Source organism: Rhodococcus sp. YH3-3, assembly GCF_001653035.1.
GTDB classification, from domain to species: Bacteria; Actinomycetota; Actinomycetes; order Mycobacteriales; family Mycobacteriaceae; genus Rhodococcus_F; species Rhodococcus_F qingshengii.
On record NZ_BCWH01000001.1, the window covers coordinates 1,824,924 to 1,843,363 of the forward strand.

Consider the following 18,440-nt stretch of genomic DNA (forward strand, 5'->3'; position numbering starts at 1 on the left):
TGGTTTGGGTGGGTCGCTCGGCGGCGCACTGAACGGCGTCACCGATCTCGGTGGATCGCTCGGCGGGGCTGTCGGAGCAGTCACCGACGTGACGGGTTCGATCGGTGCCGACGCAGCCGCAGCTGCCGGTGGCACAGTCGACGGCGGCGGTACCGTTGGCGGCGGCGGAGTCGCTGACCTGGGCGGATCCCTCGGTGGAGCAGTGAGCGGAGTGTCCGACCTGACGAGTTCGTTGACCGGTGCGCTGAACCCGTGGTCGTCGATCGATGCGACCGATGCTTTCGGTTCGGGTTCCACTTCGGGTCTGAGCGCCGATACCGAACACTCGCTCTTCGCCGAGGATTCGGTTGCAGCGCCGGTCGATCACATCGACCCGGTTGCGGTTGTCGATCACCTGCATCCCTGATCTGCTGACGCAGGAACTGAAATCGGTCAAAATGACCTGATGTAACAAATCCGGCCCTGCGTGCGCTATGCGTTCGCAGGGCCGGATATTCGAGTCGGGAAGAATTGCGGGTCAACGTAGCTCATGAGTGATTCAGCGAGTCAGGTAAGCAGCCGGAAGGCGCGCGTCGCGTCGTCGACGGCGTCGTTGCTCGAACGAACAGCCGTCGTGGCGAAGGATTTCGGGCGCACGGATCTGGTGCGCCGACTCGAGAACGCTCAGGTGAGAGTCAACGACCCGCGTATTCGCATCGTGGTGGTCGGACCCCTCAAGCAGGGCAAGAGCCAGTTCGTCAATTCTCTGCTCGGCATCGACGTGTGCTCGGTCGGTGACGACGAGACCACGGCCGTGGCGACGGTAGTCCAGTACGCGGAGACCGCGGTCGCCGAACTGATTCTCGCCGATCCGGGTGCGGCGCCCATTCGGGTGCCCCTCCCGCTCGAGGAACTGATGGGGATCACCCCGGCCACGCCTCGCGCCGAAGGGCGTGAGGTTCTGCGTGTGGAAGTGGGTGTTCCCAGTCCGCTGTTGGCCGACGGTTTGGTTCTGATCGACACCCCTGGTGTCGGCGGTCATGGAAATCCTCATGCTGCAGGAACATTGGGATTGATCACTGCGGCCGATGCAGTGTTGGTTCTGTCGGACTCCAGCCAGGAGTTCACCGAACCGGAGCTGGGATTCATCCGCCAGGTCGTCAATCTGTGTCCTGCGGTAGCCGGGCTGATCAGCAAGACCGATCTGTACCCGCATTGGCGGCAGATCCTCGACGCCGATCGCGGACATCTCCAGCGTGCCGGGTTGGATCTGCCGCTCATTCCGATCTCCTCGGTACTGCGCTCGCACGCGCTGAGGCTGGGGGACAAGGAACTCGAAGCGGAATCCGGATTTTTGGACCTCTATCAGTTCTTGCGGGACAACGTCGTTGCGCGTGCCGAATCGAATACTCGACGCGCAGTTGCGATGGATGTGCGTTCTGCGGCAGCGCATCTGACGTTGGAGATGGGCAGTGAGCTTGCGGCGCTGAAGGATCCGTCGACCGCTCAGGCAGCGGTCGCGGGACTGCAGCGTGCCCGGGCAGCGGCCGAGGAACTGCACAAGAAGACCTCACTGTGGCAGCAGAGCCTCGGTGACGGCATCGCAGACCTCGCCGCCGACATCGATCACGACCTCCGGGACCGGTTGCGCCGGGTGACCCGCCAGGCCGAGGAGACGGTCGACGAAGGCGATCCCGGTAAGGACTGGGACGTCGTGGGGGAGTGGCTCGAACAGGAGATCGCCACCGCGATCGGTGACAACTTCGTGTGGGCGCATGATCGCGCACAGTGGCTGGCAGAAGTTGTGGCGCAGCACTTTGCGGAGACCGGTGACGTCGCGCTCCCGCATCTCGACGTCGCCGACACCGACGGTTTCCTGGAACCGGTCGGTGCATTGGCGGACCTCGAATCCGGCCGAATCGGCATCACTCAGAAAGTCCTGGTCGGCATGCGCGGCTCGTACGGCGGCGTGCTCATGTTCGGCTTGATCACCACGATGATGGGCATGGCTCTGGTCAACCCGATCTCCATCGGCGCCGGGGTTCTGCTGGGCACCAAGGCTTATCGTGAAGACAAGCAGGCTCAGGTGCTCAAGCGTCGCGCTGAGGCGAAAGCGGCTATCCGACGGTTTGCCGACGACGTCAGCTTCCAGGTGGGCAAGGAGTCGAAGGATCGCCTACGCCTGGTGCAGCGGCTGTTGCGTGATCACTTCACCGACATCGCCGAGCAGGCGTTGCGCTCGATCAACGAATCCCTCCGCGCCACTCAGGAAGCCGCGCAGTTGGAGTCGAGTGAGCATGCCGCTCGGATCAAGCGTCTGGAGACCGACATGCGCGTCGTCGCGGAGCTCGACGCCGTTGCCGGAACGCTGATCGGCGAAACTCCCGCTCCTGCCTCGGCAAAGGTGACCAACGCATGAATGCCACGACCACCGTGACCGCAGTGGAGTCGGCACACGCCCTGATCGACCACGCCAGACGTGCCTACGCCGATCAGCCGCAGACGCGCGCCCAGTTGGAAGAATGTGCGGCCAGGCTCGACGAGCCACTCCGGGTGGCGCTCGCCGGCTCCCTCAAAGCGGGTAAGTCGACGCTGCTCAATTCGCTTGTCGGACAGGATATAGCGCCTACCGACGCGACGGAATGCACACGCGTCGTCACCTGGTATCGGAACGGGACGACGCCGCAGGTGACCGCGACGGCCGAGAACGGTGCCGAGTTCAACGTGCCGGTGACGCGCCGCGACGGCAGGCTCACGTTCGATCTGGGCGAGTACACCGCAGACTCGGTGGACCGCATCGACGTCGACTGGCCGTCTTCGGCATTGGCTCGTACGACGATCATCGACACACCGGGCACTTCGTCGCTCTCGACCGAGGTCTCGGCCCGCACCTGGGACATGCTCGTTCCCGACGGTGAGGCACCGGGCGCGGATGCAGTGGTCTACCTCCTGCGGGCTCTCAACGCCAGTGACATGCAGTTCCTCGGGAAGATCGCGGATCACGTGGGCGGAGAATCCGGGCCACTCGGAGTGATCGGAGTTCTCTCGCGTGCCGATGAGGTCGGCGCAGGCAGGCTCGACGCGTTGTCTTCGGCGAAGGACGTCGCGGCGCGATTTGCCGAGGAGTTGGAGCGAACCGGCCTGTGCCAGTCGGTGGTTCCGGTGGCAGGTCTGCTCGCGCTCGCTGCTCGGACGATGAGGCAGAGCGAGTTCGCGGCCTTCTCGGCGCTCGCGCAGGTTCCGGCCGAGGATCTGAGCCTTGCGCTCCTCTCCGCGGATCGCTTTGCCAGGCAGGACAGTCCGCTGCCGGTCGATGCGGCCATGCGGGCGCAATTGGCCGATCGGTTCGGGCTCTTCGGAATTCGCCTCGCCGTGACGTCGATCAAGTTGGGGGCCACTGATTCACCGTCCCTGGCGGCCGAATTGTTGGAGCGCAGCGGCCTGGACGAACTGCGTCAGGTGATCGACGTTCAATTCGGGCAGCGGGCAGATCAGCTCAAATCGCACACGGCGCTGGTGACGCTGGGAAGAATCCTCGAAGCCGATCCGAGCGAGGAAGGCGATCAGATCGCGGCGGAGGCGCAACGGTTGCTTGCCGATGTTCACGGCTTTCACGAACTTCGCCTGCTCGGGCGTCTTCGTTCGGTACACACGGATCTGCCACCCGACGACCTGGCACAACTGCAAAGACTGATCGGCGGCTACGGAATCCGGGCAAGTGACCGGTTGGGCTGCGAACCGGAAGAATCGCCGGAGGTGCAGCGTGCGCGGGCCACGGCGGCTGTCCGCAGATGGCGCGAGTTGTCCAGACATCCGCTCTTCGACAGGTTCACCTCGCGCGCCTGCCTGGTCGCCGCCCGCAGCGCCGAGGGCGTCCTGGCTGAAATTGTGCCCGAATAGGGACCCGTTCACTATGCGAGCGCCGGACGAGGGTTCTATCTTGAGTTCGGGATGATCCGGACATAACTCCCAGGTTCGGGTCCCACCTCGATGGGAGCACGCGCATGGCGAGTGACATCAAGTCCGCTTCACCGGATCGAGCCACCCTCGTCCTGGGGACGCTCATCCTGGTCGCTGCGGTCGCGAACCTCAATCTCTCGGTCGCGAATGTCGCTTTGCCCGATATCGGGCGGGCTTTCGACGCCAGTCAGACGCAACTGAACCTGATCGCGGTCGGCTACTCGCTGGGCCTGGCCGGAACGGTGCTCTACCTGGGGGCCTTGGGAGACCGATACGGCCGCAAGATGTTGCTGGTCACCGGCATGGCGCTGTCCATTCCGGCGTCGATCGTGGCGGGATTCGCCGGGAACTTCGAAGTGCTGTTCCTCGCTCGGATAGTCGGAGGCGTCTCGGCAGGTCTGGCGTTCCCGACCACGCTGGCAATCATCACGGCGTTGTGGGCCGGACCGGCACGAACCAAGGCGATTGCCATGTGGTCGGCAATCGGTGGCGCGATTTCAGCACTCGGTCCGATCGTCTCGGGGGCGCTGCTCGAGCAGTTTCACTGGGGTTCGGTCTTCTTCGTCACCCTTCCCTTGGCCCTTGTGGCACTGATCTGTTCCCTGGTGTTGGTTCCCGCTCACGTCAACGAGACGACCGAGCGAGTCGATCACCTCGGCGGCATAGTGTCGATCGTCTTCATCGGGGCGCTGGTGTTGTCCATCAACTTTGCGCCGGTGAAGGGTTCGGGCACGTTGGCTCTGGTGCTCGGGGCGATAGCAGTTGTCGCGGGTATCGGGTTCTTCCTGCAACAGCGACGCGCGGCCAATCCGCTGTTCGATCTTCACGTAGCTGCGCGCCCGACGTTCTGGGTCGCGGCGGTGGGTGGGTTGGTCGTGTTCGGTTCGCTCATGGGCGCGATGTTCATCGGCCAGCAGTTCCTGCAGAACGTCCTCGGGTACTCGACGCTGGCAGCCGGTGCGGCGATCATTCCGGCTGCGCTGGCGATGGTGATCGTCGCGCCGCGCTCGGCGACCATGATCGAAAGGTACGGCGCCCGCGTCACGCTGCTCGCCGGCTACCTGTTCGTGGTTCTCGGGTTGTTCGTCGCGCTGTTCCTGTGGAACGAAAGCACACAGTATTGGCAGGTCGCGCTGGCCTATGCGCTTGTCGGCATCGGCGTCGGTCTGGCCGGCACACCGGCATCGCGTTCGCTGACCGGATCCGTTCCCGTGCACCGCGCTGGTATGGCGTCGGGAACCTCGGACCTGCAACGCGACCTGGGCGGCGCCATCATGCAGTCGATTCTCGGCGGAATACTCACGGCCGGGTACGCAAAATCGTTGGGAAATGCGATCTCGTCCTCGCCGAACGCATCCGAAGTGACTCCCGAAACTCAGGCCGCGCTCACCAAATCCTTCTCCAGCGCCGAAGTTCTCGCGGAACGCTACCCGCAATACGCGGACCAAATCATGACCGCCGCCAAAAACGCCTTCCTGGACGGGGATACAAACGCCTACATCGCGGCGATCATCATCGTGTGTGCCGGTGCCGCGGTGGTGACGTTCTTCTATCCGCGTCGCGAGCGCGAACGAGTCCTGCTGGCGCAGTACGCGGCGGAATCCGATCTAGCCGCGGAGAAGAGTTGAGCGCGCTCTGGTAGTGATGAGGGATGCCACAGCTACTTCACATCGATTCGTCCGCCGAACTCCACCACTCGACCTCACGTGATCTGACCGCACTGTTCGCTCAGCAGTGGTCGAAGAACAGTCCGGATCACACGACGGTGACGTTGGACCTGCACCGGGATCCCTTGCCGCACCTCGCGGACGCGGCCCTGCACTATGCACCACGCTTGCGAGTCGAGGGCGAGATTCCGGATCCCGCCGCGGAAGCACTCCAGGCTCGGGTCATCGAGCAACTTACCGCTGCAGACGTCGTCGTGATCGGTGCGCCGATGTACAACTGGTCGATCCCGTCCACGTTGAAGGCGTGGATCGACTACGTACACGTCCTGGGGACTACGGTCCCTTTCGACACGCGTACTCAGCCTCTGGCAGGTAAGCCGGTGGTGATCGTCTCCAGCCGCGGAAACACCTATGCGCCGGGCTCGGGAAACGAGGCCAACGATCACACCGTCCCGCCACTCGTTCAGGTGCTCGGGGTGTCGATGGGAATGGATGTCTCCGTCATCACCGCGGAACTGACTTTGGCGCAACGTATTCCGGCGATGGCACCTCTGATCGAGCAGGGTGACGCGAGCCTGCGTGCTGCCCGGGAGTCGTTGACCGAGCTGGCCCGTACCTTGGGGGCCTGATCAAGAAGTTCGACCGGGTTCAGGTGAGAGACGAGATCATCGACGCCACGTCTGACGGTTCTACGTCGTAACCGGGGAAATAGCAGCACACTTCGTCGGCATGTTCGCCGAACCGCCGCCGAATCTCGGTGGCGCACTCTTCGGGAGTGCCGACGACGGCGAGTGTGGTCAGCATCGGATCGGTGATCAGCGACGCCATCTCGGTGTAGCCACCTCGCTTCGACAGGGCATTGAGTTCCGGTTGGACCTCGCCCCACCCTTCGACGTCGAGCACCGGACGGTATGCGGGCGTCGAACCGTAGAACGAGAGCAGGGCTCGGACGCCTCTGGCGGCCGCGGCAAGTTGATCGTCGCCGCGGCCGACGCCGACGATGACCTGCGGGATGATCGTGAATTCGTCTCGGGTGCGGCCGGATTCGCGAAGACCGGCATCGACGGCCGGAAGTGTTCGTTCGAGGAAATGACGTTGCGTGTGGAACGGCATGACCAGTAGTCCGTCGGCCACCTCGGCAGCCGTCCTGGTCATCACCGGTCCGAGCGCACCCATCAGGATGGGCGGCGGCCCATAGGGGTTGGGGCCGGGATCGAACGTCGGAGGCATCAACGTGTGGGTGAAGAACTCGCCGCGGAAGTTCAGCGTCGAGGTGTTCTCCCACGCAGTGAAGATCGCCTTGACCGCTGCGACCGTCTCCTTCATGCGGGCCGCCGGACGCGACCACGTTGCGCTGTAGCGTTTTTCGATGTGCGGTTTGATCTGCGATCCGAGACCCAGTCGAAAGTGGCCGCGACTGAGCAACTGCAGGTCGTTGGCCGAATGCGCCAGATGCATGGGACTGCGGGGGAATGCGATGGCGACGTTGGTCATCAGGTCGAGGTCGACGGCCGATGCTGCTTCGACGAGCGGGAAGAACACGTCGTGTGGTCCCTCGAACGTGAACAGGCCACCGGCGCCGGTCTCCGCGAGTTCACGGCTACGAGCAGCGCCCGCGCCCGGCGCGGAGTCCAGTTGTACGTGAACCTTCATCGGCGTCCCCGCAGCCAGGCGCTGACACCGGGAGCGAACGGAGCGATCGCCGCCACCGCGACCAGGGCGCAGTAGAGAATCGGACCCCATCTCAGAACTCCGGCGCCGATGTCTGCTGCGCCGTCGACCAGAGACATGAAGCCGAGTCCGGCCGCGATGCTCACGACTCCCACGATCGCCGTCATCACCCGCCCGGCGTTCTTGCGTGCGCGGAGGAGTTGAAGGCTCATGAGTGCGAGCAGGACCAGGACGAGAGCGCCGCCGCCGCTGCCGGCGAGTACGACGGTCACGGCATCGGAGATGTCGGTGGACGAGTATCCGGGATTGTCGCGCGCAGTCGATTCTTCGAGAGCCGACCGGACGTCGTCGAGGCTGGTGACTACCACTCCGGCGATTCCGGCCAGGACGACGAACGAGCCGATCCAGGCAGAGGTGGACAATGTCACGGCTTTGGGTGTCTCGTCGCTCGCTGCAGGTCGGAGCGGCCGAACCGAGACGTCGGGTCGCTCGGGTGCCGGGCGTGGAGGTGACGGGCGAGGAGGTCGCGCGGGAGAATTGTCGGGATCGGTCACCGGCCGATCGTAGCCATTCGGAGAGATACGGAAGTGATGTGGCGCACTTTTCCGGCTTTTCGGGGAAGGCGGGAACAAATCTACGTGGGCTGTAGTTGACCATTTCGACAAGCTTGAGCGCCCTCGGCTCAACTTCAAGTTGACTCCCGGCCACGGTCGGAGGCAAACTTGAGCGGAGGACGCTCACCAAGCGAAAAACTCGCGGTCATGTTCGAGATCAACCACTCGGGCAGAGAACCGCAGAACGAAAGGTAGGAACACTATGGCTCGTGCAGTCGGTATCGATCTCGGTACGACCAACTCGGTAGTTGCAGTGCTGGAGGGCGGCGAGCCCGTAGTGGTCGCCAACGCCGAAGGCTCACGTACCACCCCCTCGGTGGTCGCATTTGCCAAGAACGGCGAGGTTCTCGTCGGTCAGCCCGCGAAGAACCAGGCAGTCACGAACGTCGACCGCACCCTCCGCTCCGTCAAGCGCCACATCGGCACTGACTGGAACGTGGAAATCGACGGCAAGAAGTACACGCCGCAGGAAATCAGCGCCCGCACGCTCATGAAGCTCAAGCGTGACGCGGAGGCTTACCTCGGCGAAGACATCACCGACGCCGTCATCACCGTCCCCGCGTACTTCGAGGACGCACAGCGTCAGGCAACCAAGGAAGCCGGCCAGATCGCCGGCCTCAACGTCCTTCGTATCGTCAACGAGCCCACCGCGGCTGCACTGGCATACGGACTCGACAAGGGTGACACCGAGCAGACCATTCTGGTCTTCGACCTCGGTGGCGGCACCTTCGACGTCTCCCTGCTCGAAATCGGCGACGGTGTCGTCGAGGTTCGCGCAACCTCCGGTGACAACCACCTCGGTGGCGACGACTGGGACGAGCGCGTCGTCGCTTGGCTGGTCGACAAGTTCAAGGCTCAGAACGGCATCGATCTGACCAAGGACAAGATGGCCCTGCAGCGTCTGCGTGAGGCTGCGGAGAAGGCGAAGATCGAGCTCTCCAGCTCGCAGAGCACCTCCATCAACCTCCCGTACATCACGGTCGACGCGGACAAGAACCCGCTCTTCCTGGACGAGCAGCTCACCCGCAGCGAGTTCCAGAAGATCACCTCGGACCTGCTCGATCGCACTCGTGCGCCGTTCCAGGCAGTGATCAAGGACAGTGGAATCGCCGTCAAGGACATCGACCATGTCGTGCTCGTCGGTGGCTCCACCCGTATGCCGGCCGTCTCCGATCTGGTTCGTGAACTGACCGGTGGCCGTGAGCCCAACAAGGGCGTCAACCCGGACGAGGTCGTCGCCGTCGGCGCCGCACTCCAGGCCGGTGTGCTCAAGGGTGAGGTCAAGGACGTTCTGCTCCTCGACGTCACGCCGCTTTCCCTCGGCATCGAAACCAAGGGTGGCGTGATGACCAAGCTCATCGAGCGCAACACCACGATCCCCACGAAGCGTTCCGAGACCTTCACCACCGCTGACGACAACCAGCCTTCGGTGCAGATCCAGGTCTTCCAGGGTGAGCGCGAAATCGCTTCGCACAACAAGCTGCTCGGCTCCTTCGAGCTCACCGATCTGCCGCCCGCCCCGCGTGGCGTTCCGCAGATCGAGGTCACCTTCGACATCGACGCCAACGGCATCGTGCACGTGACGGCGAAGGACAAGGGCACCGGCAAGGAAAACACGATCAAGATCCAGGACGGCTCCGGTCTGTCCAAGGAAGAGATCGAGCGCATGGTCAAGGACGCCGAGGCTCACGCCGAGGAAGACAAGGCCCGTCGCGAAGAGGCAGAGGTTCGCAACCAGGCCGAGTCGCTGGTCCACCAGACGGAGAAGTTCGTCAAGGAGCAGCGTGAAGGTGAGAACGCGGGCAAGGTCTCCGAGGAGATCCTGACCAAGGTCGAGGCAGCGGTCAAGGACGTCAACGACGCCCTGGCAGGCACCGACATCGCTGCAGTGAAGACCGCAGTGGAGAAGCTGGGCACCGAGTCGCAGGCTCTGGGCCAGGCCATCTACGAGGCTTCCGCTGCAAACGAGGCCGGAAACACCGACGGCGCAGGCAATGACGACGACGTCGTCGACGCCGAGGTTGTCGACGAGCCCACCGACTCGGACAAGAAGTGACCTCGGACAACCCCGAGAACAACCCGGTCGACCCCGAGACCGGTGCACAGGGAGAGGCGGCGGGGGAATCCCTGCCGCCGCTCGACTCGGAAGACACAGGGGTAGTTCAGGAAGCAGAGTCGATCGTGGAGGAAGCATCCGCCACCGATCAGCTCGCCGAACGGACTGCGGATCTGCAGCGACTTCAGGCGGAGTTCACCAACTACCGTCGTCGCGTCGAGCGTGACAAGCAGGTCATCAAGGAAACCGCGCGGGCTTCGGTCATCACCGAGCTCATCGGAATTCTCGACGACCTGGATCGCGCTCGGGCACACGGTGACCTCGAATCGGGTCCACTGCGTGCACTCGCAGACAAACTCAACACGACCCTGACGGGTCTGGGTTTGACCGACTTCGGCAGCGAGGGTGACGATTTCGATCCCGCACTCCACGAAGCGGTGCAACATGAAGGCGAAGGCCACGACCCCGTACTCGGGACGGTCATGCGCAAGGGATACAAGCTCGGCGACCGGGTCCTTCGGACCGCAATGGTGGCCGTGACGGACCGGGTAGGCGACAAGCCTGCAGACGGTTCAGAACAAGAAGCGAAGTAAGAGTGAGAGGAGGAGACGCCCAGTGAGTCAACGGGAGTGGATCGAGAAGGACTTCTACAAGGAGCTGGGCGTCTCGTCCACCGCGACGGCCGACGAAATCAAGAAGGCGTATCGCAAGCTGGCTCGGGATCTTCATCCCGACGCCAACCCTGACGATGCGAAGGCCGAAGAGCGTTTCAAGTCCGTCAGTGAAGCTCATGCCGTTCTGTCTGATCCGGACAAGCGCAAGGAGTACGACGAGGCTCGGCGCCTCTTTGCCAGCGGCGGCTTCGGCCCCCGCGCGCAGGGCGGCGGCGGATTCAACCCCGGCGCTGGTGGTTTCGACATCAACGACCTGTTCGGCGGCGGGGCCGGTGGGCAGGACTCGGGTCTCGGAGACATCTTCGGCGGATTGTTCAACCGCGGGGGAGCGGGCCAGCGAACAGCTGCGCCCAACCGCCCGCGTCGAGGCAAGGATCTCGAGACCGAGACGACGCTCGCCTTTCGTGAAGCAGCGCTCGGTGTCACCGTCCCTCTTCGTCTGACCAGCCCTACGTCGTGCACCACGTGTCACGGCAGCGGCGCAAAGCCAGGCACCAGCCCGCGAGTGTGCCCACATTGCAACGGAACCGGCGTGGTCAGCCGGAACCAGGGCGCCTTCGGATTCAGTGAGCCGTGTGACGATTGCCGGGGAACCGGCTCGATCATCGACTCGCCGTGTGAAGACTGCCACGGTAGCGGAGTCACCAATCGCACACGGACCATCACGGTTCGCGTGCCTGCCGGTGTGAGCGACGGTCAGAAGATCAGACTCAAGGGCAAGGGCGAAGCGGGACTCCGCGGCGCTCCGGCCGGCGACCTGTTCGTCAACATCCGCGTCAAGCCGGACAGTGTCTTCGGACGCAACGGCGACGACCTGACACTGACGGTTCCGGTGAGCTACGGCGAGCTGGTGCTGGGAACGACACTGTCCGTGCCGACTTTGGAAGGCCGTGTCGGAGTGAAGGTTCCGGCTGGAACGGTGGACGGACGCATTCTGCGAGTTCGCGGACGCGGTATCCCCAAGCGGCCGGACGGTGCCGGTGACCTTCTGGTCACGGTCAAGGTATCCGTTCCGCAGAAGTTGGACGACCCGGCGATCGAAGCGCTGAAAACCTATCTCGAAGCCGAGAAGGCGAGCGGGTTCGATCCACGGGCCGGGTGGGCCGGTGCATGATGACAGAGCGACCGCAGAATCAATGGGATGCGACGGTCGATCCTGACGCTCAGATCTTCGTGATCTCGGTGGCAGCCGAGTTGGCCGGAATGCACGCGCAGACATTGCGTAACTACGACCGACTCGGGTTGGTCACCCCGCATCGAACCACCGGTGGCGGACGACGCTACTCCCCGCGCGATGTTGCGCTTCTTCGTGAAGTACAACGGCTTTCGCAGGACGAGGGAGTCAACCTTGCCGGAATCAAACGAATCATCGAACTGACCAACCAGGTCGAGGCTCTGCAGCATCGCGTCCGCGAATTGGCCGAGGAGATCGCGAAAGTCCATGCGGGCTATCGCCGGGATCTCGTGCCGATTCCGCGCAACAACGCGTTGGTGGTCTGGAAGCCCCGCAACCAGCGATAGTCGGACCTTTACACAAACGGCTCCACGCCCTGTCGGATTCATTTCGTCGAATCCGCCAGGGCGTGGAGCCGTTTCGGCGTTTCCACCCAGCGGGAAGAGATCTGTCGACGCCGCCTCAATGTGCATAGCGTCCGCTTCCATGACTCCACTTTTCAGCGTTTGACGTTATCCAGATCACATTCTATGCTCCATCCCAAGCAACTGCTTGCTAGATCATCAAGCGGGTGCTTGGTTGGCTGGTGCTCGAAATCAGGCACGTCCACCGGCCGATCATTCTTTCGTCAGGTATTCGCCTGACGTTCGGTGCATACATGTGTTCTAGGAGTGCAGACATGAATCGTCGGCCCATTCTTGTTGCGGCAGTTGCCGTGACGGCTCTGGCTCTTGCAGGGTGCAGTGGTTCTTCGGAGTCCGACGGAGGTGCGGACTCGCCCTACCGTGTGCTGCTGACCGGCGGGATCAGTGCACAGGGAGTCCTCGCGGCTAATTCGCAGACCTCGCTGCTCGCCACCAAGGCGGGCGTTCAGGTCCAGAACGAAGCCGGGGGGATCGGTGGCCGTCAGATCGAGCTCACTACGGTGGACGACGCGGGTGACGCAACCATCGCCGTCACCAAGCTGCGCGAAGCCATCAATTCGGGGAACAAGCCTGACCTCTACCTGAACTCGGGTCCGTCGTCGATCGCGGCTGCGGTTCTGCCGATCCTCAAGCAGAACAACATTCTCTCGATGAGCATGGCTCCCTCGCCCGATTCGACGGACCCCTCGAAGTTCCCGCTCAACTTCGATCTGGCTCCGGGTGCGACCGATACCGCTCGCGGAATTTCCGAGTACGCGAAGTCCAAGGGTTACAGCAGCGTCGGAGTCTTGCACGGCAGCACCGCTTACGGTGAGCTGTTCGGCGAAGAAATGACCAGTGCTTTGCAATCCGCAGGTCTGAAGGCCGCCGGTAACGAGGAGTACGACGCCGCCGCTTTGGACATGACGGCGCAGTTGCAGTCGCTCAAGAATTCGGGTGCCGCGGCAATCGCCTTGGATGCGTACGGCGCTCCTCTTGGATACGTGTTGCAAAGCCTCGAGCGACTCGGCTGGGACGTGCCGCTGGTCGGAAACACCTCGGTGTCTGCCACCAACCTGATCGCGAATGATCCGCCGGCCGGTGTGCTCGGCACCCCGCAGGTGAAGAACCTGGTGACGCAGGTGTTCAGCAGCACGGTGTTCGATCCGAACAACGCACTCGTCAACACGATGGTGGACACGATGGCTTCGCTGGGCTCCATCCCGTCGACGCTGATCCTCGCGGACAACTACGACGCTTTCCCCCTCGTCGCGGCGGCAGCGGAGAAGGTCGGCAGTTCGACCGATCCGAAGAAGCTCGCCGAAGCACTGGAAACCACTGAGGTCCAGGAGAATGCCAAGACCGCATTCCTCTCGCGCTACAACTTCAGCTCCGACAACCACGGCCCGAACCCGGACACCAGCGAGCTGAAGTTCATCAGTCCGACGAAGATCCTCAACGGTCAGTTCGGAAACCCGGCTGCGTCATGACCATTCTGTGGTCCGGGTTGGCGCTCGGCGCGGTCTACGTGCTGGTTGCCATCGGGTACAACATCGTTTTCGTTTCCTCCAACACATTCAACTTCGCTCAAGCTCAGCTGGTGATGGTGGGCACCTTTATCGCCTACACGGGTCTGGTGACCCTGAAACTCCCCGTTCTCGTGGTGGCCGTCATGGCTACCGTGACCGTGATGCTCCTCGCCTCGGTCGAGGAGATCGTCGCGATCAGACCGGTGGCCGATCACCAGAACCAGTTGGTCACGACGTTGGGTGTCGCAACTCTGCTCAACGGCGCCACTCAATTGATCTGGGGTAGTGAACCTCTCACGGTTCCGTTCTTCGGATCGAACGAACCGATCACCCTGCTCGGCGGCCGTACCTACCCGGTCGAGATCGCTCTGCTGGTTGCGGCGATCGCACTGGTCGTCGGGTTGAGTTACGTCTCGAAGAAAACGATGACGGGTCTGGCTCTGATCGGCATCTCCGAGGATCGTGAAGCGGCGATGCTGCGAGGAGTCAACGTACGACGGTTGGCACTGGGAGCGTTTGCCTTCTCGGGTGCCTTGGCCGGTGTCCTCGGACTCTTCGTCGGCCCCAAGACGTTTGCAGTTGCGACGTTGGGTGCAGCGTTGGCCCTCAAGGGATTCGTGGCGTTGGCGATCGGCGGGTTCGGCTCTCTGCCTGGCGCTTTGATCGGCGGTCTGACCGTCGGCCTGGTGGAATCGTTCACCGCCCTGTGGGCGGGAAGTCAGTACAGCAATATCGCCGTCTTCACGGTGCTGATCGTCATCTTGATGGTCAAACCGGCTGGACTGTTCGGCAATGTCCGAGAACGGGTGGTGTGAGATGGTAAGTGCGTGGCGGACTTTCCGTTCCCTACCGAGCTGGATCATCCCACTCGTCCTGGCCGTGGTGATCCTGCTGCTGCCCGTGATGGGACTCGACCTGTCGACATCACGTCAGATTCAATTGGCCTGCATCCTGGCACTTGTGGTCAGTGGCCTGAACTTGAGCCTCGGCTTTGCCGGTGAACTGGCACTCGGCCAGGCAGCGATGTACGCGGCCGGTGCCTACACCGCGGGTCTGATGTCCCAGGCAGGTCACACCGACATTCTGCTTCAGCTTGCTGCCTCCGGAGCAGTGGCACTGGCGGTCGGAATCCTGACCGGTGTTCCTGGTCTGCGCCTGGGCAACTGGTCCCTGGCGATGACGTCGTTCTTCCTGGTTCTGCTGGTACCTGACGTACTGGCGATCTTCGGTGGCAAGACCGGCGGCCGAAACGGCCTCACCGGTATGGAGCCGCCGACGTTCTTCGGTTCCGAACTCGACACCCAGCAGTACTACATGGTGGTCGTCGTCGTGACCGTGCTCTGGTTCGCGGTGATGCGTAACCTGGTGGTCTCGCGGCACGGCATCGCGTTCCGCACGCTCAAGCAGTCGCCGGTTCTGGCGTCGTCGCAGGGTGTATCGGTGTTCCGGATGAAGCTGCTCGGTTATGCCATCGGTGCGTTCCCCGCCGGTCTGGCGGGTGCGCTGTTCGCCAACACCGACCTGTTCATCTCGCCGGAAGCCTTCGGGTTCACCTTTGCCACAGCAGTTCTGGCGGCGTCGATCCTCGGCGGTGCGGCAAGTGTGTACGGCGCCGTGGTCGGTGCCGCGATCATGCAGCTCGGTCCCAACCAGTCGACGGCGTTCCAGGAGTATTCGCTGATCTTCTACGGCGGCTTCCTGATCATCGGCGGTGTGCTTCTCTCCGGGGGTTTGACCAAGGTCGGGCGAGCGATCGTCTCGAAACTCGATCGCAAGGCCGGCCTGGGCGTAGTCACCGCAAAGGAAAACAGCGGTGGGACACCGGAACTGGCGCCGATCAACGGAGCACGGTTGGTGGTCGACGGAGTGTCCAAAGCGTTCGGTGGCAACCAGGCGCTCAATGCGGCAACCCTGACCGCAGAGGCCGGTAAGGTCACCGCGTTGATCGGGCCCAACGGTTCGGGTAAGACGACCATGCTCAACATGATCTGCGGCTTCTACACCGCAGATGCGGGCGTGATCACGATCGGTGACACGGTGGTCTCGCAGTCGTCGCCGCACAAGGTGGCGCGCGTGGGTGTGGCGCGCACGTTCCAAACTCCGACGATTCCGGAAAACATCACGGTTCTGGAAGCTGTTGCATCCGGACGTTATTCGGTGCACCGAGCGTCGATGGCGTCGGCTGTGCTTCGCCTGCCCAGCTTCCGCAGGATCGCGAAGGCCGACATCGTCGAGGCCGAGCGTGTCCTCGAACTCGTGGGGATGTCGCACTTGCGCAACGAGATCGCGACGTCGCTGCCCCTGGGGATGCGTCGCATGCTCGAGGTTGCTCGCGCCGTCATCGCCGAACCGAGGGTCGTCCTCTTCGACGAGGTGGCATCCGGACTCGACGAGGACGAACTCGAACGCCTGGCAGATCTGATCCGGGTACTGCGAGATGCCGGGGCGACAGTGGTGTTGGTGGAGCACAACTTCCGCCTCGTCCTCTCGCTGGCCGACGAGATAGTCGTGCTGGCGCAAGGGCAGGTGATCGCCACCGGCGATGCGGCAACCATCGAACATCACCCACGCGTCTTGAGCGAGTACCTCGGAGTCAAGTCCGGTGACGAAGAAGCACTTCTCGAAGAAATCGGCGCGGTAGACCATCAGACCAGTGAGGTGAAGTGATGGAACCGATTCTGAAGGTCCGAAACTTGCAGACCGGGTACGGCGATCTGCGCGTCGTCTGGGATGTCTCGTTCGACGTCTATCCCGGTCAGGTGACCGCCCTGCTCGGACGCAACGGCGCAGGCAAGACGAGCACGCTCCGTGCCCTGTCCGGCCTCAACAAGGTGGCCTCCGGAACCGTCGAGATGGACGGCGCCGACATCACCGGAGTCCCCGCGCACAAACGGGTACGACAGGGGATGGCGTACGTGCAGGAGGGCAAGCGGGTCTTCCACAAGCAGACCGTCGAGCAGAACCTCCTGCTGGGCGGGTACACCCGCAAGGCAAAGCGTGGCGAGCTTATGGAATCCGTCGAATCGATGTACGAGATGTTCCCGATCCTGGGGGAGAAGCGTTCGCTTCCCGCCGGTTCCATGTCGGGCGGTCAGCAGCAGATGCTCGCGATCGGCGCAGCGCTGATGGCGCAGCCTAGGTTGCTCCTTCTCGACGAACCTTCGGGCGGTCTCGCTCCCGTGATCGTCGGTGAGGTGATGGACCGCGTCCAACAACTCAAGGAAACCGGCCTGGCTGTTCTACTGGTCGAGCAGGCAGTCGAGGCCGCGATGAGCGTCGCCGATCATGTGACGGTCCTCGACATCGGCAAGGTGGTTCTCGACGCCGACGCCAAGGACATCGACGACCTGGCAGTGCTCAAGGATGCGTATTTCGGACGCGTCTGAACGGCAATGACGGCTTCAGCCCGGCCACCTCGGCCGGGCTGAAGCCGTTTCCCGCTCCGTGGCACGGGCCCTAGCCGGCTCGGGGCCATCGATCTACCGTCCTGCAAACAACTCCCGCGAGAGGCAAACTCGATGACCACTGCTCCCGACGTGCTCGCCCCGGCGAAGCTCGGCCCGGTGACCCTTCGAAATCGAATCATCAAGTCCGCGACATTCGAAGGCAAAACTCCCGACGCCCTGGTCACCGACGAGCTGATCGAGTTCCATCGTCGCCCAGCCGCCGGCGGAGTCGGGATGTCCACCGTCGCGTATTGCGCCGTCGCACCGGAAGGGCGCACCGAATACGGCCAGCTCTGGATGCGGCCCGATGCCCTCCCCGGGCTTCGGCGGCTCACCGATGCCATTCACGCCGAAGGTGCTGCTGCGTCGGCGCAGCTCGGCCATGCCGGTCCCGTGGCGAATCAGAAGTCGACCGGACTGCCCGCGCTGGCACCGTCGAGTTCGTTCAATCCGTTGAGCATGAGGATGATTCGCACTGCCACGACAGCGGACATCACCAGAATTGCGGCGGCGCACGGGAGCGCTGCGCGACTTGCCGTCGAGGCAGGATTCGACGCCGTCGAGATCCACTTCGGTCACAACTATTTCGCGAGCTCGTTCCTGAGCCCGAAACTCAACCGTCGTAAGGACTCCTACGGCGGATCGCTGGAGAACCGGGCTCGCGTCGTACTCGAAACTGCACGCAGTGTGCGCGATGCCGTCGGTGACAAGATCGCGATCTTGGCCAAGCTGAACATGGACGACGGTGTGCCAGGCGGATTCTGGGTGGACGAAGCAATCCAGGTGGCGCAGTGGCTCGAAGCATCCGGAAGCGTCGACGCGCTCGAGTTGACGATGGGCAGTTCACTGCTCAACCCGATGTACCTGTTCAAGGGCGATGCGCCGATCCGCGAGTTCGCCGCCGCGATGCCGCAACCTGTTCGACTCGGTGTGCAGTTGGTGGGGAAGAGCATGTTGCATACCTATCCGTACAAGCCGTTGTTCATGCTGGAAGAGGCTCGGCAGATTCGTGCTGCGGTGAAGTTGCCGCTCGTGCTGCTCGGAGGTGTCACGGACAAAGCGGGCATGGATACCGCAATGGCGGAAGGGTTCGAGTTCGTCGCCATGGCACGGGCGCTGCTCAGAGAACCGGATCTGATCAATCGGATCGCGGCCGAATCCGATACCCAATCACTGTGCATCCACTGCAACAAGTGCATGCCCACGATCTTCAGTGGCGCTCGCTGCGTGTTGGTCGAACGCGTCTGATCTGGTCAGCGCACACCA

15 protein-coding genes and 1 pseudogene are annotated in these 18,440 nt (G+C 63.2%); 14 read left to right on the forward strand and 2 right to left on the reverse strand.

Features of this window, described 5'->3' with window-relative positions:
• From YH3_RS08500 to YH3_RS08520, 5 genes and pseudogenes are all read left to right on the forward strand, one after another.
• Nucleotides 1-406: pseudogene (locus YH3_RS08500) on the forward strand (hypothetical protein); the annotation flags it as partial.
• Nucleotides 407-529: 123 nt separating this feature from the next.
• Nucleotides 530-2,398 (forward strand): dynamin family protein, encoded by a 1,869-nt coding sequence (locus tag YH3_RS08505; RefSeq protein WP_007726689.1) that lies wholly within the window; start codon nt 530-532, stop codon nt 2,396-2,398.
• Complete coding sequence (locus tag YH3_RS08510; RefSeq protein WP_042452229.1) at nt 2,395-3,879, forward strand: dynamin family protein; 1,485 nt, start codon at nt 2,395-2,397, stop codon at nt 3,877-3,879. The genes YH3_RS08505 and YH3_RS08510 overlap by 4 nt, the downstream gene beginning before the upstream one ends.
• Before the next feature lie 104 nt (nt 3,880-3,983).
• Complete coding sequence (locus YH3_RS08515; protein WP_007726692.1) at nt 3,984-5,567, forward strand: MFS transporter; 1,584 nt, start codon at nt 3,984-3,986, stop codon at nt 5,565-5,567.
• Nucleotides 5,568-5,590: 23 nt separating this feature from the next.
• The gene (locus YH3_RS08520; RefSeq protein ID WP_007726694.1) at nt 5,591-6,235 is read left to right on the forward strand and encodes an FMN-dependent NADH-azoreductase; all 645 of its coding nucleotides are present in this window, start codon (nt 5,591-5,593) and stop codon (nt 6,233-6,235) included.
• A 19-nt stretch (nt 6,236-6,254) separates the two neighbouring features.
• Here the strand turns inward: YH3_RS08520 and YH3_RS08525 are convergent, their stop codons facing one another.
• Both YH3_RS08525 and YH3_RS08530 read right to left on the reverse strand, forming a co-directional pair.
• A complete protein-coding gene (locus tag YH3_RS08525; RefSeq protein WP_042452226.1) occupies nt 6,255-7,259 on the reverse strand; it encodes a TIGR03617 family F420-dependent LLM class oxidoreductase in 1,005 nt (334 codons plus the stop codon).
• On the reverse strand, nt 7,256-7,831 hold the full coding sequence (locus YH3_RS08530; RefSeq protein ID WP_064443257.1) for a hypothetical protein: 576 nt from the start codon (nt 7,829-7,831) through the stop codon (nt 7,256-7,258). The genes YH3_RS08525 and YH3_RS08530 overlap by 4 nt, the downstream gene beginning before the upstream one ends.
• Before the next feature lie 262 nt (nt 7,832-8,093).
• On the opposite strand from YH3_RS08530, the gene dnaK reads away from it, so the two are divergent.
• From dnaK to YH3_RS08575, 9 genes are all read left to right on the forward strand, one after another.
• Entirely contained in the window at nt 8,094-9,947 is a 1,854-nt protein-coding gene (gene dnaK, locus YH3_RS08535) for a molecular chaperone DnaK (protein WP_003944365.1), read from the forward strand.
• Nucleotides 9,944-10,540, forward strand: coding sequence for a nucleotide exchange factor GrpE (grpE, locus tag YH3_RS08540; protein WP_003944430.1), 597 nt, complete (start codon nt 9,944-9,946; stop codon nt 10,538-10,540). Before dnaK ends, grpE begins: the two co-directional genes overlap by 4 nt.
• Before the next feature lie 22 nt (nt 10,541-10,562).
• Nucleotides 10,563-11,735 (forward strand): molecular chaperone DnaJ, encoded by a 1,173-nt coding sequence (gene dnaJ, locus YH3_RS08545; RefSeq protein ID WP_003944329.1) that lies wholly within the window; start codon nt 10,563-10,565, stop codon nt 11,733-11,735.
• Nucleotides 11,732-12,142: a heat shock protein transcriptional repressor HspR gene (locus YH3_RS08550; protein ID WP_003944355.1), complete on the forward strand. Its 411-nt coding sequence runs from the start codon at nt 11,732-11,734 to the stop codon at nt 12,140-12,142. The genes dnaJ and YH3_RS08550 overlap by 4 nt, the downstream gene beginning before the upstream one ends.
• Before the next feature lie 332 nt (nt 12,143-12,474).
• Nucleotides 12,475-13,689, forward strand: coding sequence for an ABC transporter substrate-binding protein (locus YH3_RS08555; protein ID WP_007726702.1), 1,215 nt, complete (start codon nt 12,475-12,477; stop codon nt 13,687-13,689).
• The gene (locus YH3_RS08560) at nt 13,686-14,543 is read left to right on the forward strand and encodes a branched-chain amino acid ABC transporter permease (RefSeq protein WP_064443258.1); all 858 of its coding nucleotides are present in this window, start codon (nt 13,686-13,688) and stop codon (nt 14,541-14,543) included. Before YH3_RS08555 ends, YH3_RS08560 begins: the two co-directional genes overlap by 4 nt.
• Before the next feature lies 1 nt (nt 14,544).
• Entirely contained in the window at nt 14,545-16,395 is a 1,851-nt protein-coding gene (locus YH3_RS08565; protein ID WP_003944379.1) for an ATP-binding cassette domain-containing protein, read from the forward strand.
• Nucleotides 16,395-17,114, forward strand: a complete 720-nt coding sequence (locus YH3_RS08570; protein ID WP_003944438.1) for an ABC transporter ATP-binding protein — start codon at nt 16,395-16,397, stop codon at nt 17,112-17,114. The genes YH3_RS08565 and YH3_RS08570 overlap by 1 nt, the downstream gene beginning before the upstream one ends.
• Nucleotides 17,115-17,246: 132 nt before the next feature.
• The gene (locus YH3_RS08575; protein WP_042452220.1) at nt 17,247-18,422 is read left to right on the forward strand and encodes an NADH:flavin oxidoreductase; all 1,176 of its coding nucleotides are present in this window, start codon (nt 17,247-17,249) and stop codon (nt 18,420-18,422) included.
• Nucleotides 18,423-18,440 lie beyond the last annotated feature (18 nt).

Coding starts and splice junctions, on each gene's coding strand:
- dnaK (WP_003944365.1), top strand. CDS start 8,094: ATGGCTCGTGCAGTCGGTATCGATCTCGGTACGACCAACTCGGTAGTT.
- YH3_RS08565 (WP_003944379.1), top strand. CDS start 14,545: ATGGTAAGTGCGTGGCGGACTTTCCGTTCCCTACCGAGCTGGATCATC.
- YH3_RS08575 (WP_042452220.1), top strand. CDS start 17,247: ATGACCACTGCTCCCGACGTGCTCGCCCCGGCGAAGCTCGGCCCGGTG.
- YH3_RS08510 (WP_042452229.1), top strand. CDS start 2,395: ATGAATGCCACGACCACCGTGACCGCAGTGGAGTCGGCACACGCCCTG.
- YH3_RS08560 (WP_064443258.1), top strand. CDS start 13,686: ATGACCATTCTGTGGTCCGGGTTGGCGCTCGGCGCGGTCTACGTGCTG.
- YH3_RS08555 (WP_007726702.1), top strand. CDS start 12,475: ATGAATCGTCGGCCCATTCTTGTTGCGGCAGTTGCCGTGACGGCTCTG.
- YH3_RS08505 (WP_007726689.1), top strand. CDS start 530: ATGAGTGATTCAGCGAGTCAGGTAAGCAGCCGGAAGGCGCGCGTCGCG.
- YH3_RS08550 (WP_003944355.1), top strand. CDS start 11,732: ATGATGACAGAGCGACCGCAGAATCAATGGGATGCGACGGTCGATCCT.
- YH3_RS08520 (WP_007726694.1), top strand. CDS start 5,591: ATGCCACAGCTACTTCACATCGATTCGTCCGCCGAACTCCACCACTCG.
- YH3_RS08570 (WP_003944438.1), top strand. CDS start 16,395: ATGGAACCGATTCTGAAGGTCCGAAACTTGCAGACCGGGTACGGCGAT.
- YH3_RS08525 (WP_042452226.1), bottom strand. CDS start 7,259: ATGAAGGTTCACGTACAACTGGACTCCGCGCCGGGCGCGGGCGCTGCT.
- YH3_RS08515 (WP_007726692.1), top strand. CDS start 3,984: ATGGCGAGTGACATCAAGTCCGCTTCACCGGATCGAGCCACCCTCGTC.